Source organism: Rhodoferax sp. U2-2l, assembly GCF_020594515.1.
In the GTDB taxonomy this organism is placed as follows: Bacteria; Pseudomonadota; Gammaproteobacteria; order Burkholderiales; family Burkholderiaceae_C; genus Rhodoferax.
In genome coordinates this window covers 42,231-57,787 of sequence record NZ_JAJCTH010000009.1, presented here as the reverse complement: position 1 = coordinate 57,787, position 15,557 = coordinate 42,231, and the positions used below count along the sequence as shown (strand labels likewise).

Below are 15,557 nucleotides of genomic sequence, written 5' to 3'. Positions count from 1 at the left end.
CGATTGCTTTGATCAAAAAGAACCTACCCCATGGATGAGCTGATTAGCCAGGTAACAACCATCGCCAGAGGCATGTGGAAGCACCGCTGGCGCGGCCTGATCGCGGCATGGGTGGTGGCCCTTGTTGGCGTGGTGATGGTGATGTCGGTCCCCGACAAATACGAAGCCAGTGCCCGCATTTACGTAGACACCCAGTCGATCCTGAAGCCTTTGATGTCGGGCCTGGCGGTGCAGCCCAACGTGGAGCAGCAGGTGATGATGCTCAGCCGCACGCTGATCACCCGCCCCAACGTCGAAAAACTGATCCGCATGGCCGACCTGGACCTGGGCAATGCGTCCAAGGCCCAGCAGGATGCCCTGATTGAGCGGGTGACCAAGTCGCTGGCCATCCAGAACGCCGGGCGTGACAACATCTACACGCTGGCCTACCGTGATAGCAGCCCGGAGACGGCTAAACGGGTGGTTCAGTCGCTGGTGTCGATCTTTGTCGAATCCAGCATGGGCAGTTCACGCCAGGATTCCGATGCCGCCAAGAAGTTCATCGACGACCAGATCAAGACCTACGTGACCAAGCTCGAAGAAGCGGAGGCACGGCTGAAAGAGTTCAAGCTTCGCAACATTGAACTGCAATCGTCCGACGGCCAGGACATGGCAGGCATGCTTGGGGGCATTAGTGAGCAGCTGCGGCAAGCCCGACTCGAACTCCGTGAGGCCGAAAACGCCCGTGATGCCGCCAGAAAGCAGCTGGAGGTGGAGCGCGCCGCCAACTCCAAGAACCTGATGTCGGACAACTCGGCTGCCATTTCCACCCCTGAAATCGATTCGCGCATTGATGCCCAGAAACGCAATCTGGACGCCCTGCTGCAGCGCTTTACCGAGCAGCACCCCGACGTGGCCGGAGCCAGGCGCCTGATCAAGGACCTGGAAGACCAGAAGCGCAGGGAGATTGCTGAACTGCGCAAAGCCGCCTTGGCCAACCCCGCGGCCACGCCCGCCGGCAACAGCCTGGCCTACCAGGAGCTCAGCCGCGTGATGGCCACCTCCGAGGTGCAGGTGGCATCGCTGCGCGCCCGTGTGGCCGAGTACGACGCCCGTTACAACAAGGCGCGTGAAGCCATGAAAGTGGCGCCCCAGATCGAGGCCGAATACGCCCAGCTCAACCGCGATTACGAAATCAACAAGAAAAACTACACCGACCTGGTGTCACGGCGTGAATCTGCCGCCATGTCGGGTGAACTGGACACCGCCACCGGGGTGGCCGATTTCCGGCTGATTGACCCGCCGCGCGCCTCACCCAAGCCGGTGGCACCCAACCGTTTGTTGTTGATGCCGCTGGCCCTGCTGGCCGCGCTGGGTGCCGGCCTGGGCGTCACGTTCCTGTTGAGCCAGCTGCGGGCTGTTTACTACGACGCGTATTCGATGAGCGAATCGCTGGGGTTGCCCTTGTTGGGGGTGGTGTCGCTGGTGGTGGATGACGGCGGCGCACAGCGGCGCAAATCCGAGTTGATGAAATTTTTGGCAGCAACAGGGGCTTTGGTCGTGGTCTTTGGCCTGGGAATGGCAGCGCTGTTCCTGATGTCCAAACAGGCAGGATGAATCTATGAGTAGCTTGATTGAACAGGCAGCCAGACGGCTGGAACAACTGCGCCAAGCCGGTGTGGAGATGCCCGCAGCACCTGTTGCTGCAGCGGCACCCAAGCCGGTGGCGGCGGCCGAGCCACCCAAAAAACCGGTGGTCACGTCACGCCGGGTTGAGCTGGATGTGCAGGCCATGGCCCAGGCAGGCATCATCGACCCGAATTCGCCACGTTCCGAAATTGCCGACCAATACCGCGTCATCAAACGCCCGTTGATCAAAAACGCCATGGGCAAAGGCGCCTCCGTCATTGCCAACGGCAACCTGATCATGGTGACCAGCGCCCTGCCCGGCGAAGGCAAGAGCTTCACCTCGATCAACCTGGCCATGAGCATCGCCACCGAACTGGACAACACCGTGATGCTGGTGGACGCTGACGTGGCACGGCCCTCGGTGATGCGCATGCTGGGTCTGCCCGATGGCCCGGGCCTGCTGGATCTGGTGCTGGACGACCAGATGGACATGTCCTCGGTGTTGCTGAAAACCAACGTCGACAAACTCACGATTCTGCCCAGTGGCACGCCGCACCCGCGCGCCACCGAGCTGCTGGCCAGCGATGCCATGGTGCGGCTGCTGGAAGACATGGCGGCACGTTACCCGGACCGCATCATCGTGTTTGACTCGCCCCCGCTGCTGATCACCACCGAATCGCGGGTGCTGGCCACCCACATGGGCCAGGTGGTGCTGGTGGTGCACGCTGGCAAAACCCTGCAGTCTGAAGTCAAACAAGCCTTGGCGACCATCGACGCCTGCCCTGTCAAACTGTTGCTATTGAACCGCTCCAGCTCGCTGTTCAAGGGGGGTTATGGCTACAACTATGGCTACGGTGGTGGCTATGGTTATGGACGAAAAGAAGAGCAAGCGGCATGAAAGCACTGCACTTCACCCTCCCCACCGCCGCGCTGGCGCTGCTGCCACTCCCTGCGGTGTGGGCGCAAGACGCCGGGCAGACCCAGGCCATCTCCATCGTGCCGCGTGTGTCGGTCACCGAGACACTGACCGACAACGTGAACTTGAGCGGCACGGCAGCGCGCTCAGAGCTGACCACCGAAATCAGCCCCGGAATTCGTCTGGACATCCAGGGTGCGCGGCTCAAGACCTATTTGGATTATTCGCTGACCCATGTGAACTACGCGCGCGGTAGTTCGGGCAGCCGTCTGCAAAACGCGCTCAACACCTTTGGCACCTTCGAGGCGGTGGACAACTGGGCGTTTGTGGATTTCAGTGGCAACATCTCGCAGCAAACCATCTCGGCGTTTGGCACCCAGTCCACCTCCAACACCGCCATCAACGCCAACCAAACCGAGGTGGCCAACTACCGCGTCTCCCCGTACATCAAGGGGCAACTGGGGAACATCGCCAATTACGAGGCGCGTATCAGCCAGGCCGTGACGTCCGCCGACAACGCGGCCGCATTTGACACCACCAACACCAACAGCTCGGTGCGCGTCACCAATGCCTCGACCTTTCGGCGTCTGGGCTGGTCGGCCGACGTGGGGCGCCAGCAGTCCAGCTTTGATGCCGGGCGCACCACCGAGTCCGACACCTACAGCCTGGGCCTCACCTATGAGCTCACCCCGCAGGTCAGACTCTCGGCCAATGCCGGTCAAGAGGCCAACAACTTCACCAGCCTGGACAAACAAACCTACAGCACCCACAGCGTCGGGCTGACGTGGCAGCCTTCACAGCGGACCACGGTGTCGGCCCTGACCGGCAAGCGCTCGTTTGGCAACACCCACAATGTGAGTTTTGAGCACCGCAGTGCGCGCACGGTGTGGCGATTCACGGACAGCAAGGATGTGTCCACACCCGGCGAGCAGAACGGCTTTGGTACCGTGGGCAATGTGTATGACCTGTTCTACAACCAGCTGGAAGGCAGTGGCCTCACGCCTGCACAGCGCGCCTTGCGGGTCAACCAGTTGCTGCAGCAGTACGGCATCAACCCCAACATTCCGGTGGTCAGCAGTTTCCTGACCTCCGCTGCCTCGGTGCAGCGCAGCCAGAATCTGTCGTTCGCCCTGCTGGGCGTGCGCGACACCATCACCTTTTTGCTGACCCGCACCGAAAGTTACCGCCTCGACACCCTGGTGAGCGCCATCGACAACCTGTCCGACGCGAATACCGTGACGCAAAACGGTTTCAGCATCAACTACAGCCACCGCCTGACCCCTGATTACTCGCTGGGCGTGGTGCTGTCGCGTCAAGCCACTGCGGGCTCCACCGCCGCACAGGACACCACCCTCAAGTCCCTCAACGTCAGCCTGTCTGGCCAGGTGGGCAAAAACACCGCGGCGTCGCTGGGTCTGCGCCATGTGGTGTCTGACAACGGCGCCAACCCCTACACCGAAAACGCGGTGACGGGCAACCTCAATGTGCAGTTCTGACCCATGTATGCAGCTTTTTACGGATTAGAGAGCGAACCGTTCCAGATCAACCCGGACCCGCGCTTTTACTACGCCAGCAAACAACACCGTCGCGCCAAGGCCTACCTGGAGTACGGCGTCATGCGCAACGAGGGGTTCATCGTCATCACCGGCGAGGTGGGCGCTGGCAAAACCACCGTGGTGCGCGGCCTGCTCGACAGCCTGGACGCCGACAAGGTGGTGGCGGCCAATCTGGTCACCACCCAACTTGATGCCGAAGACACCTTGCGCATGGTCGGTGCGGCGTTTGGCGTGCGGGTCAAGGACGTGTCCAAATCCGACTTGTTGATGGCACTCGAGGCCTTTCTGGTCAACCACACCAGCCAGGGCAAACGCTGCCTGCTGATCGTGGACGAGGCGCAAAACCTGAGCCACCGCGCGGTGGAAGAGCTGCGCATGTTGTCCAACTTCCAGTACGGCCAGCAGGCTTTACTGCAAACTTTTTTGATCGGCCAGCCCGAGTTCCGCGCCATTTTGCAAAGCCCCGGCATGCAGCAACTGCGCCAGCGCGTCACTGCCACCTGCCACATCGGGCCGCTTGACCTGGCCGAAACCCAGGGCTACATCGAGCACCGGTTGAAATGCGCCGGTGCCAAACCCGAGCGGCCCAGCTTTGACGCGGCCGCGTTTGAGGCCATCTTCAAAGGCACCGGAGGCATCCCGCGGCGCATCAACCTGGTGTGTGACCGCTTGCTGCTGGCGGGCTACCTGGCCGGCAAAGACGGTTTTGGTGGTGACGATGTGGCTGAAGTGGTCAGCGAGCTCAACGATGAGTCCACGTCTGGCAGCAAACCGGTGGCCACACCGTCAACGCCCGCCACCACCGGGCCAGGCTGGTCCGACTCGTTCATGAATGAGCTGACCGCCGCCCAGGCCGAGGGCGCCGACCTGTCCAAGCTGCAGTTTCCGGCGGGTTTGGGCCAGGCCATCAGCGGCCAGATCGCCACCCTCAACGCCGAGCAATACGACATCCGTCTGCGCCGCCTGGAAAGCAGCGCGCTGCGGCTGGAGCGCATCAACCTCGAAATTCTGGTGATGCTGCAACGCCTCGTGAAAGCCGCCACCGGCGAGTCAAGCGACAAAGACGCGAGCTGATCTGCCCATGCCGCAACCGCCTTTGACCAACGCGATGACGATTGACGTGGAGGACTATTTCCAGGTCTCGGCGTTTGCGCCCTACATTGCCCGCACCGAGTGGGACACCCGCGAGTGCCGGGTGGAGCGCAACATCGACGCCATTCTGGCCATGCTGGCCACACACCGCACCCACGCCACCTTTTTCACACTGGGCTGGATTGCCGAGCGTTACCCGAAACTGGTGCGCCAGATCGTGGCCAACGGGCACGAGCTGGCCAGCCACGGCTACGGCCACCAGCGCGCCAGCGACCAGACACCCGACGATTTTTTCAACGACGTTGACCGCGCCAAGAAGCTGCTCGAAGACCTGTCCGGCCAGCCGGTGCAAGGCTACCGGGCGCCGAGTTTTTCCATCGGCAAGGGCAATTTGTGGGCTTACGACACGCTGCTCGAAGCGGGCTACCGCTATAGCTCCAGCATCTACCCGATTGCCCACGACCACTATGGCATGCCGGACTCTCCACGGTTTGCCTATGAGGTGCGGCCGGGCCTGATCGAGATCCCGATCACCACCGTGCGCCTGTTTGAGCGCAACTTTCCGTCCAGCGGCGGCGGCTACTTCCGGCTGTTGCCGTACCCGGTGTCACGCTGGCTGCTGCAGCGCGTCAACTCGCGCGACCAGCAGCCCGGCATGTTCTATTTCCATCCCTGGGAGATTGACCCCGATCAGCCCCGCATTGCCGGTATCAATCCAAAGGCCAAGTTCCGCCACTACGTCAATTTGGCCCACACCCAGGCGCGCCTGGAGCGGCTGCTGAGCGACTTCAACTGGGGTCGGGTGGACCAGGTGTTTATGAACCAGATCGCGCCCTTGCCGCTGGCAGCCTGACATCGGCATGACACAGGTTAAACGTCTTTCGCCCACCGACTCCGCCACCGCCCAGCGCTGGGATGCGTTTGTGTTGACCTGCCCGCAGGCCACGTTTTTCCACCGTGCGGGCTGGTACAGCATCATCACGGACGTCTTCAAACACGACAGCTACTTTTTGTATGCCGAAGATGCCAATGGCCAGATTGAGGGCGTGCTGCCACTGGGCCACGTCCACAGCAGGCTGTTTGGCAACTCGCTGACCAGTGTGCCGTTCACCGTGTATGGCGGCGCGGCGGCCAGCAACCCGCAGGCGGCAGACGCGCTGGAGCAGGAAGCGCAAACTATCGCGCAAAGCCTGGGCGTGGACCACCTGGAACTGCGCCACGTGGACAACCGGCACCCGGACTGGCCGACACAAGACCTGTACGTGACGTTTCGCAAGGACATTTTGCCGACAGAAGAAGCCAACATGCTGGCCATTCCGCGCAAACAACGGGCTATGGTGCGCAAAGGCATCAAAAACGAGCTGCGCAGCGAGATTGACACCGACGCCGACCGCTTTTTTGCCCTGTTTGCCGACAACGTGCACCGCCACGGCACACCGGCGCTGCCCAAAAAGTACTTCGCGGCCTTGATGACCGTCTTCGGCCCGGACTGCGAAGTGCTCACCGTGGTCTCGCCGCAGGGCAAACCGCTGAGCAGCGTGCTGAGCTTTTACTTCCGCGACGAAGTGCTGCCCTACTACGCGGGTGACGACGAAGCCGCCCGCGACCTGGCCGCCAACGACTTCAAATACTGGGAGCTGATGCGCCGCGCCTGCGCCCGTGGCATAAAAGTGTTTGACTATGGCCGCAGCAAAAAGGGCACCGGCCCCTACGCCTTCAAGAAAAACTGGGGTTTTGAGCCGACGCAGCTGCACTATGCTTTCAAGCTGTACAAGCGCGACAGCATTCCGCAAAACAACCCGTCCAACGCCAAGTTCAAGCTGATGATTGCCACCTGGCGGCGCATGCCGATTGGCCTGGCCAACTGGCTGGGCCCGTTCATCGTGCGCAACCTGGCCTGACACCCACCATGGGCAAGCTGCTTTATCTGGTCCACCGCCTGCCCTACCCGCCCAACAAGGGCGACAAGGTGCGCTCTTACCATTTGCTCAAACACCTGACGCAGCGGCACCGGGTGTTTTTGGGCACCTTCATCGACGACCCGGCCGATGAGGTGCACCTGGACACCGTGCGTGGCCTGTGCCCCGATGTGCATGTGGCGCGCATCCAGCCGCGCAGCGCCAAGTTGCGCAGCCTGGCCGGTTTGCTGACCGGGCAGTCGCTCAGCCAGCACTACTACCAAAACGCAGGCTTGCAAAGCTGGGTGCAGCAAACGCTGGCCGAGCACGACATCGACGCGGTGGTGATCTTTTCGTCCGTGATGGCGCAGTACCTGGACGCCCAGCCCGGCCCGAAGATGCTGGTGGACTTTGTCGATGTGGACTCGGCCAAGTGGACGCAGTACGCGCCAGACCACCGCTGGCCGCTGTCGTGGTTGTACCAGCGCGAAGGCGCGCGCCTGCTGGCCTATGAGCGCCGTGTGGCCCAACGCGCCCAGCGCTCGTTTTTTGTCACCGACAACGAGGCGGCGCTGTTCAGAGGGCTGGCCCCCGAGAGCGCGCACAGCGTGGACGCCATCAGCAACGGCGTGGATGCCGAGTTTTTTGCGCCGGACCCGGCGATACCGTCGCCTTTCAAGGCCACGGCAGATCAGCCCCAGCAGATTGCGCTGGTCTTCACCGGCGCCATGGACTACTGGCCCAACATCGATGCTGTGACCTGGTTTGTGGCCGACATATTGCCCGCGCTGCACCAGCAATGGCCGCAACTGTGCTTTTACATCGTGGGCCGCAGCCCGACACCCGCCGTACAGGCCCTGGCCGGGCCGGGCGTGGTGGTGACCGGCACCGTGCCCGATGTGCGCCCCTATTTGCAACACGCCGCGGTGGTGGTGGCGCCCTTGCGGGTGGCGCGTGGCATTCAAAACAAGATCCTGGAAGCCATGGCCATGGCCCGGCCGGTGGTGGCGGCGCAGTCCTGCACCCAAGCCATCAGCGCCGAGCCCGAGACCGAGTTGCTCGCCGCCACCAGCGCCGACGACTTCATCGCCCAGGTCAATACGCTGCTGCATGCCCCCGAACGCAGCGCCCGCGTGGGTGCCGCCGGGCGCCAGCGGGTGCTGAGCGATTACAGTTGGTCCGCGCACCTCTCGCGCATTGACCCCCACTTGGCACCCACCCCTCCATGAGCACCGCCCTGCAACTCAACCCCCAGCGCCACTGGCCGCGCGCTGCCGGGGTGCTGGCCGTGTTGCTGGTGTTCACGCTGGCGCTTTACTTTGACACCGCCAGCGCCATGGTGGGCATCTGGTGGCGCTCTGAGACCTTCACCCACGGCTTTCTGGTGGTGCCGATCGTGTTGTGGATGGTGTGGCGCCAACGCGCCCACCTGTCCCATCTGCACCCCCAGCCCAGCGCCTGGGGGCTGCTGGCGCTGCTGCTGACGGGGCTGGGCTGGCTGCTGGGCGACCTGGTGGCGGTCAACGCGCTGACGCAGCTGGCCCTGGTGGCCATGCTGGCCCTGCTGGTGCCGACCTTGCTGGGTGTGGCCGTCACGCGCGCCCTGCTGTTCCCGCTGGCCTTTTTGTTTTTTGCCGTGCCGATTGGCGAATTTGCCATGCCGCAACTCATGGAATGGACGGCAGATTTCACCGTGGCTGCGCTGCGGCTGAGCGGCATTCCGGTGTACCGCGAAGGGCTGCAGTTTGTCATCCCGTCGGGCAACTGGTCGGTGGTGGAAGCCTGCAGCGGCGTGCGCTACCTGATTGCCTCGCTCACCGTGGGTACGCTGTTTGCCTACCTCAACTACCAATCCACCCAGCGCCGGGTGCTGTTCATCATCGTCTCTATCCTGGTACCGGTGCTGGCCAACTGGTTACGCGCCTACCTGATCGTGATGCTGGGGCACCTGTCAGGCAACAAACTGGCCGCCGGTGTGGACCACATCATCTACGGCTGGGTGTTTTTTGGCGTGGTGATCATGCTCATGTTTTGGGTGGGTGCGCGCTGGTCCGAGCCAGAGCCCAGCGTCAGCGCAGCGGACCTGGACTCGGTCACCCGCACCCAGCCCCTGCCTGGTGGCGTCGTGGCCCATCGGCCCCGCTTTGAAGTGGCCGCCCTGTTGGCCGCCGTGGTCATCGCGCTGCCCCTGGCTGGCCGCTGGGCGCTGGACCAGACCAATGTCACCACACCGGTGCAACTGGTGGCGCCCGCCCAGCTGGCCCCAGGCTGGGCGCTGCAAACCAGCCAGCCACCTGAGCTCCAACCCGCTTTTGACAACCCCTCGGCCCAGATCAACGCCCGTTATGTGCTGGGCGACCAGCGCGTGGGGGTGTACGTGGGCTACTACCGCCAGCAAAACTATGACCGCAAGCTGGTCAGTTCGCAAAATGTGTTGGTCACGTCCAAAGACCCGGTGTGGGCCGAAGTGACGGCAACCAGCCGGGCCATCACCTTTGACAACACGCCGGTCACGCTGCGCGAAGCCGAACTGCGTCAATATGCCTCCACCACGGGTGAACGGCTGACCGTCTGGCAGGTCTATTGGGTGAACGGCAGCCTCACCGCCAGCAACGCTCGCGCCAAGCTACAGGGCACCCTGCAGCGCCTGCTGGGCCGGGGCGACGACGCCGCTGTCGTGGTTCTTTACACCGCCAAAGGCACCGGCGACGAGGGCGCACAACGCCTGCAAGCCTTTGTGCAAGCCAACGGGGCACAACTCTTGCAAGTGCTGCGGACCACCCAACACGCCCAACCTTAAGCAACAACCATGTGTGGCATTGCCGGACTTTTTGACACGCGTGGCAAGCGCGACTTTGCGCCCGCGCTGATGGAACGCATCAACAACGTGCAGGCGCACCGCGGCCCGGACGAACTCGGCTTGCATCTGGAGCCCGGCCTGGCCTTTGGCCACCGCCGCCTGTCGGTGATTGACCTGGCCTCCGGGCAGCAGCCGCTGTTCAACGAGGACCACACGGTGGCCATCGTCTTCAACGGCGAGATCTACAACTACCTGGCGCTCACCACCGAGCTCAAAGCGCTAGGTCACGTGTTTCGCACCCGCAGCGACACCGAGGTGATCATCCACGCCTGGGAAGCCTGGGGCGAGGCCTGTGTGTTGCGCCTGCGCGGCATGTTTGCCTTTGCGGTGTGGGATCGTAACCAGCAAACGCTGTTTCTGGCGCGTGACCGCCTGGGCGTCAAGCCGATGTTCTACGCGCTGCTGGCGGATGGCAGCTTCATTTTTGGCTCGGAACTGAAGGTCATCACCGCCCACCCGGACTTTGTGCGCAGCATCGACCCGTTGGCGGTGGAAGAGTACTTTGCGCTAGGTTATGTGGCCGACCCGCGTTGCATCTACACCGGCGCGCACAAGCTGGCGCCAGCGCACACGCTCACGCTGCGCCACGGTCAGGGCCTGCCCGAGCCCAAAGCGTATTGGGATGTAGCCTTCACTCTGGACAACCCCATCCGCAGTGAGGACGCGGTGCACGAGTTGCGTGCGCGGCTGGACGAATCGGTGCGGCTGCGTCTGATGGCCGAGGTGCCGCTGGGCGCATTTTTGTCCGGCGGCGTCGATTCCAGCGCGGTGGTGGCGACCATGGCCAGTGTCTCCAGCACCCCGGTGCGCACCTGTGCCATCGGGTTTGACGACCCGAAATTCAACGAATCGGCCTTTGCCCAGCAAGTGGCCACGCGTTACAAGACCGATCATCACCTGGAAATTGTCAAAAGTGACGACTTCGACCTGATCGACACCCTGGCCTGGTTATACGACGAGCCCTACGCCGACAGCTCGGCCATTCCCACCTACCGCGTCTGCCAGTTGGCGCGCAAACACGTCACCGTGGCGCTCTCAGGCGACGGCGGCGACGAGAGTTTTGGCGGCTACCGCCGTTACCGCCTGCACGCCGCCGAAGAACGGGCCCGCAATGCGGTGCCGCTGGGCCTGCGCCAGCCACTGTTTGGAATGCTCGGCGGTCTGTACCCCAAGCTGGACTGGGCACCGCGTATGTTCCGCGCCAAAACCACCTTCCAGGCGCTGGCGCTGGACTCGACCCAGGCGTATTTACACAGCGTCTCGGTGCTGCGCTCCGATGAGCGTGAAGCGCTGTATTCACCGGGCTTCAAACGCACGTTGGCCGGTTACCGCGCGCAGGAAGTGTTCAAACACCATGCGGCAAAAGCCAACACCACCGACCCGCTGGCCCTGGTGCAGTACCTGGACTACAAAACCTGGCTGGTGGGCGACATCAACACCAAGGTGGACCGCGCCGCCATGGCGCACTCGCTCGAAGTGCGCGAGCCGCTGATGGACCACGAACTCATCGAATGGCTGGCCACGCTGCCCAGCCACCTCAAGATCCAAGGCCAGGAGGGCAAATGGTTGCTCAAAAAAGCCTTCGAGCCCAGCCTGCCCAATGACGTGTTGTACCGGCCCAAGATGGGCTTCTCGGTGCCGCTGGCCAAATGGCTGCGCGGGCCGCTGCGCGAGCGGTTGCAACAAGCGGTGCTGGGGCCGCAACTGGCAGCCACCGGCTACTTCAACACCGACACCCTGCACACCATGGTGCGCCAGCACCTGAGCGGCCAGCGCGACCACTCGGCGCCGCTGTGGACGCTGCTGATGTTTGATGCGTTCTTGAAACAGGCCAACGGCACCGGGCGCACAGAAGGCATGGATGGCGGCTCAAGCCCGCAATAACAAAACCCGATGAACACCACCCGGCACCCTTGGGCTCTGGTTGTTTTTGCCTGCCGGGAGTCTTTGCCGCAGTTGCGCCAGACACTGGATTCGGCGCGTGTGTCGGCCAGCGCCTGCTCGGTGATCCATGTGCTGGTCAACGGCAACCCGGCGCTGGCCCATGCGCTGGCAGACGAGCAGACGCGGCGGCCAGCCCACAGCGATCACAGCAACGGCGATCCCGATCGCCCTAGCCACATGGCGCAGCGCCCGACTGTTCACATCTGGTCCATCCCGCTGGCCGACAAAGCCAACGCCTGGAACCAGTACATCCACCAGATCTGGGCCGGTGAAACCCTGGCCTTTTTCATCGATGGTTATGTGCGGCTCAACGCCGATGCCATCGGGCTGCTGGGCAACGCTGTGGAGGCCAATGCACAAGCCCTGGGCGGCACCGGGGTGCCCACCATGGGGCGCTCAGCCAAGGCGCTGCGGGAAAACATGATCATCAACACCGGGTTTCACGGCAATTTTTGCTGCATCAAGGGCGACACCCTTGGCCGGATGCGCGACGAAAAAATCCGCCTGCCGGTGGGCCTGTACCGCACCGACAGTTTGATGGGGGCGTTTCTCTGCTACGGGCTTGACCCGGCGCGCCACGTGTGGGAAGACTTCCGCATCCACGTCCACCCCACGGCGTCGTGGCAGATTGACCCGGCCCGCTGGTGGCGCCCCCAAGACGTGCTGGCCCACGTCAAGCGGACCTTTCGCCAATCCCGCGGCAAGCTGGAGAACGCGGCGTTTGCCGACCACCTGGCCAACCGGCAGTGCGCACCTGCAGCGCTGCCCGACACGGCCCAGGCGATGGTGCTGGAGTGGGTGTCGCGTTGCCCGGAGGATTTCAATCGCCTGGCGCAGGGCTATTGGCTGATGAAACCCGCGCTGGCCGCCTTGCGCTCGGCCTGCCTGCCGCCCACCGTGCCCCTGGCGCCCACGCTTGTCTGGCCACATGCCGCCCCAACCGCCCACTGACCCCAAGCGCGCGCTGATTTCCGGGGCGCTGTGGACCGTGGGCACCCGCTGGGCTGTGAAAGCCGTGGGGTTTGTCAACACCATCGTGGTCGCCCGGTTCATCGCGCCGCAAGACTACGGGCTGGTGGCCATGGCCTTTTTGATGGTGGCATTGACGCAAGCCTTGCTGGATTTTGGCGCCAGCACGGCGCTGTTGCGCCAGCCAACCGTGTCGCGTGACGAGATTGATTCGGCCTGGACCCTGACCGTCATCCAGGGCGCGCTGGCGGGTGTCTTGCTGTGGGCACTGTCCCCGGTGGCGGGCTGGTATTTTGAAGACCCCAAGCTGATCCGGGTGCTCTGGGTGTTGGCCGCGTGCCAGGTGCTGGTCGGGTTTTCCAATGTCGGCATGACCTTGGCGCGCAAGGAACTGCAGTTTCAAGTCGAGTTTTATTACTTGGCCAGCCACAAGACCTTGAGCGTTCTGGCCACCATCATCAGCGCCTATTTTTTGCGGGACTACCGCGCGCTGGTGGTGGGGGTGGTCACGGGGTATTCGTCGCTGCTGATCCTCAGCTACCTCATGCACCCCTATCGCCCGCGCTGGAACACCGCCAAGATCGCCGACATCTGGGCAGTGACCAAATGGCTCATGCTGGCGGGGGTGGGTGGCTTTTTTTTGCGCAAAAGCGATGAGCTGGCCGCTGGTCGAATCGGCACGACGGCGGAGTTCGGGCTGTACAACGTGGGTTCTGACGTGGGCCAATTGCCCACCGGCGAGCTGGGGCCGGCCATGCTGCGGGCTTTTCTGCCGGTGCTGTCGACCATTCAGGCCGATGTCGAGCGCACCAACCGGGCGGTGCTGAAAACACTCTCGGCCGTCAACACCATCACGCTACCGGTCGGCTGGGGCTTTGCGGCCGTGGCGGCACCGGCCACCGCCTTGCTGTTGGGCGACCGGTGGACAGACGCCACCCCGTTTGTCGCCTGTTTTGCACTGGCCGGGGCGGTGCAATTTGCACTGTCGCCGCTGAACACCTTGCTGGTGTTGCGTGGGCACACCCGCATCCAGAACCACATTGTGTGGGTCGAGTTTGCCGCCTTTGTGCTTCTGGCCTTGGCCTTGGTGCCACAGCTGCATCTGCTGGGGCTGGTCTGGGCGCGCATCGGGGCCAGCCTGGTCAACGCCTTGGTCACCGCCGTCAGCACGCAGAAGTATTGTGGTCTGCCGCTGAGGTCGATCGCCCACGCCCTGTGGCGGCCTCTGTTGGGCGTCAACCTCATGTATGGGGCGGTGGCCTTCAGCGTCGGTTTTTTTGATTCGGCTGTCGCGCAACTGGCGGCGGGCATCTTGTCCGGTGGGGTGGTGTACGGCACCTGGACCCTCATCACCTGGTGGCTGGCTGGCAGACCCGAGGGGCTGGAGTCCACCGTGTTTGATTACTTCGCCAACCCCGGATCACGTCAGGGCTGAATGCAACGTTCGCAAACGTAGCCAAGCCATTCAATTTTGCCGGTTTACACTGCAACGTCGGACTCTTCCACTGCACGCGATCACTCAGGTGAGCCATCCATCCCATGTCCCAGCCGCAAAAAGTCCTCATCATCTTCGGCACCCGCCCCGAGGCCATCAAGATGGCCCCCGTGGTCAAAGGTTTTCAGGCGGCGGCACCAGCGATTCAGACCGTGGTGTGCGTCACCGCCCAGCACCGCCAGATGCTCGACCAGGTGCTCAAACTTTTTGACATCGTGCCCGAGCATGACCTCAACATCATGCAGCCCGGGCAAGACCTGTTTGGCATCACCGCCAACATCCTGACCGGGCTCAAAGCGGTGCTGGTGGCTGAGAAGCCTGACCTGGTGCTGGTCCACGGCGACACCACCACCACCTTCGCCGCCAGCCTGGCGGCGTATTACGCGGGTGTGCCGGTGGGCCATGTCGAAGCCGGGCTGCGCACCGGCAACAAGCGCGCACCTTTCCCCGAGGAAATCAACCGCAAGCTCACCGGCGCCATTGCCGATTTGCACTTTGCCCCCACCGAGGCCGCCCGCGCCAACCTGCTGCGCGAAGGTGTGGACCCCGCCACCATTTTTGTCACCGGCAACACCGTCATCGACGCGCTGCTGGCCACCACCCAGCGCCTCAAAGATCATCCCGAACTCAAGACCGGGTTTGATGCACAGTTCCAGTTTCTGGATGCGTCCAAAAAACTCATCCTGGTCACCGGCCACCGCCGCGAAAACTTTGGCGAAGGTTTCCAGAACATCTGCCAGGCGCTGGCCGACATAGCCGCCAGCACCCCGGATGTGGAGGTGCTTTACCCGGTGCACCTGAACCCCAACGTGCGCCAGCCGGTGGCCGAGATCCTGGCCGCGCGAAAGTTGTCCAACGTGCATCTGATCGACCCGGTGGACTATCTGCCCTTTGTGTACCTGATGAACCGCGCCCACCTCATCATCACCGACAGCGGTGGCGTGCAGGAAGAAGCGCCTTCGCTGGGCAAACCGGTGCTGGTGATGCGCGACACCACCGAGCGCCCCGAGGCCGTGGCGGCAGGCACGGTCAAGCTGGTAGGCACCTCGCGTGAGGCCATCGTCAGGGAATTCCTCAACCTGCTGAACAACCCAGCCGACTACCAGCGCATGTCGCAAGCCCACAACCCATATGGGGATGGCCACGCGACACAGCGCATTGTGAACACCGTCTTATCCATCCAAAAGCGTTAAACGTTCAAACAGCAAAGGGGAACTTC

12 protein-coding genes are annotated in these 15,557 nt (G+C 63.1%); all 12 read left to right on the top strand.

The window, feature by feature from the left end; translation table 11 throughout:
* The first annotated feature begins 30 nt into the window (after positions 1-30).
* Positions 31-1,596 (top strand): XrtA system polysaccharide chain length determinant, encoded by a 1,566-nt coding sequence (locus tag LHU53_RS09830; protein ID WP_227332474.1) that lies wholly within the window; start codon positions 31-33, stop codon positions 1,594-1,596.
* 4 nt (positions 1,597-1,600) lie between these two features.
* A complete protein-coding gene (locus LHU53_RS09825) occupies positions 1,601-2,506 on the top strand; it encodes an XrtA-associated tyrosine autokinase (RefSeq protein ID WP_227332473.1) in 906 nt (301 codons plus the stop codon).
* Positions 2,503-4,020, top strand: coding sequence for a TIGR03016 family PEP-CTERM system-associated outer membrane protein (locus LHU53_RS09820; RefSeq protein WP_227332472.1), 1,518 nt, complete (start codon positions 2,503-2,505; stop codon positions 4,018-4,020). Before LHU53_RS09825 ends, LHU53_RS09820 begins: the two co-directional genes overlap by 4 nt.
* A gap of 3 nt (positions 4,021-4,023) precedes the next feature.
* Positions 4,024-5,154, top strand: a complete 1,131-nt coding sequence (locus tag LHU53_RS09815; protein ID WP_227332471.1) for an XrtA/PEP-CTERM system-associated ATPase — start codon at positions 4,024-4,026, stop codon at positions 5,152-5,154.
* Positions 5,155-5,161: 7 nt separating this feature from the next.
* The gene (locus LHU53_RS09810) at positions 5,162-6,025 is read left to right on the top strand and encodes an XrtA system polysaccharide deacetylase (protein WP_227332470.1); all 864 of its coding nucleotides are present in this window, start codon (positions 5,162-5,164) and stop codon (positions 6,023-6,025) included.
* A 7-nt stretch (positions 6,026-6,032) separates the two neighbouring features.
* The gene (locus LHU53_RS09805; protein WP_227332469.1) at positions 6,033-7,073 is read left to right on the top strand and encodes a FemAB family XrtA/PEP-CTERM system-associated protein; all 1,041 of its coding nucleotides are present in this window, start codon (positions 6,033-6,035) and stop codon (positions 7,071-7,073) included.
* An 8-nt stretch (positions 7,074-7,081) separates the two neighbouring features.
* Positions 7,082-8,299: a TIGR03087 family PEP-CTERM/XrtA system glycosyltransferase gene (locus tag LHU53_RS09800; protein WP_227332468.1), complete on the top strand. Its 1,218-nt coding sequence runs from the start codon at positions 7,082-7,084 to the stop codon at positions 8,297-8,299.
* The gene (gene xrtA / locus LHU53_RS09795; RefSeq protein WP_227332467.1) at positions 8,296-9,870 is read left to right on the top strand and encodes an exosortase A; all 1,575 of its coding nucleotides are present in this window, start codon (positions 8,296-8,298) and stop codon (positions 9,868-9,870) included. The genes LHU53_RS09800 and xrtA overlap by 4 nt, the downstream gene beginning before the upstream one ends.
* 9 nt (positions 9,871-9,879) lie before the next feature.
* On the top strand, positions 9,880-11,814 hold the full coding sequence (locus tag LHU53_RS09790; protein WP_227332466.1) for an XrtA/PEP-CTERM system amidotransferase: 1,935 nt from the start codon (positions 9,880-9,882) through the stop codon (positions 11,812-11,814).
* A gap of 9 nt (positions 11,815-11,823) precedes the next feature.
* Positions 11,824-12,825: a hypothetical protein gene (locus LHU53_RS09785; protein WP_227332465.1), complete on the top strand. Its 1,002-nt coding sequence runs from the start codon at positions 11,824-11,826 to the stop codon at positions 12,823-12,825.
* Complete coding sequence (locus LHU53_RS09780; RefSeq protein ID WP_227332464.1) at positions 12,803-14,278, top strand: oligosaccharide flippase family protein; 1,476 nt, start codon at positions 12,803-12,805, stop codon at positions 14,276-14,278. Before LHU53_RS09785 ends, LHU53_RS09780 begins: the two co-directional genes overlap by 23 nt.
* Positions 14,279-14,382: 104 nt before the next feature.
* The gene (gene wecB / locus LHU53_RS09775; RefSeq protein ID WP_227332463.1) at positions 14,383-15,531 is read left to right on the top strand and encodes a non-hydrolyzing UDP-N-acetylglucosamine 2-epimerase; all 1,149 of its coding nucleotides are present in this window, start codon (positions 14,383-14,385) and stop codon (positions 15,529-15,531) included.
* Positions 15,532-15,557 lie beyond the last annotated feature (26 nt).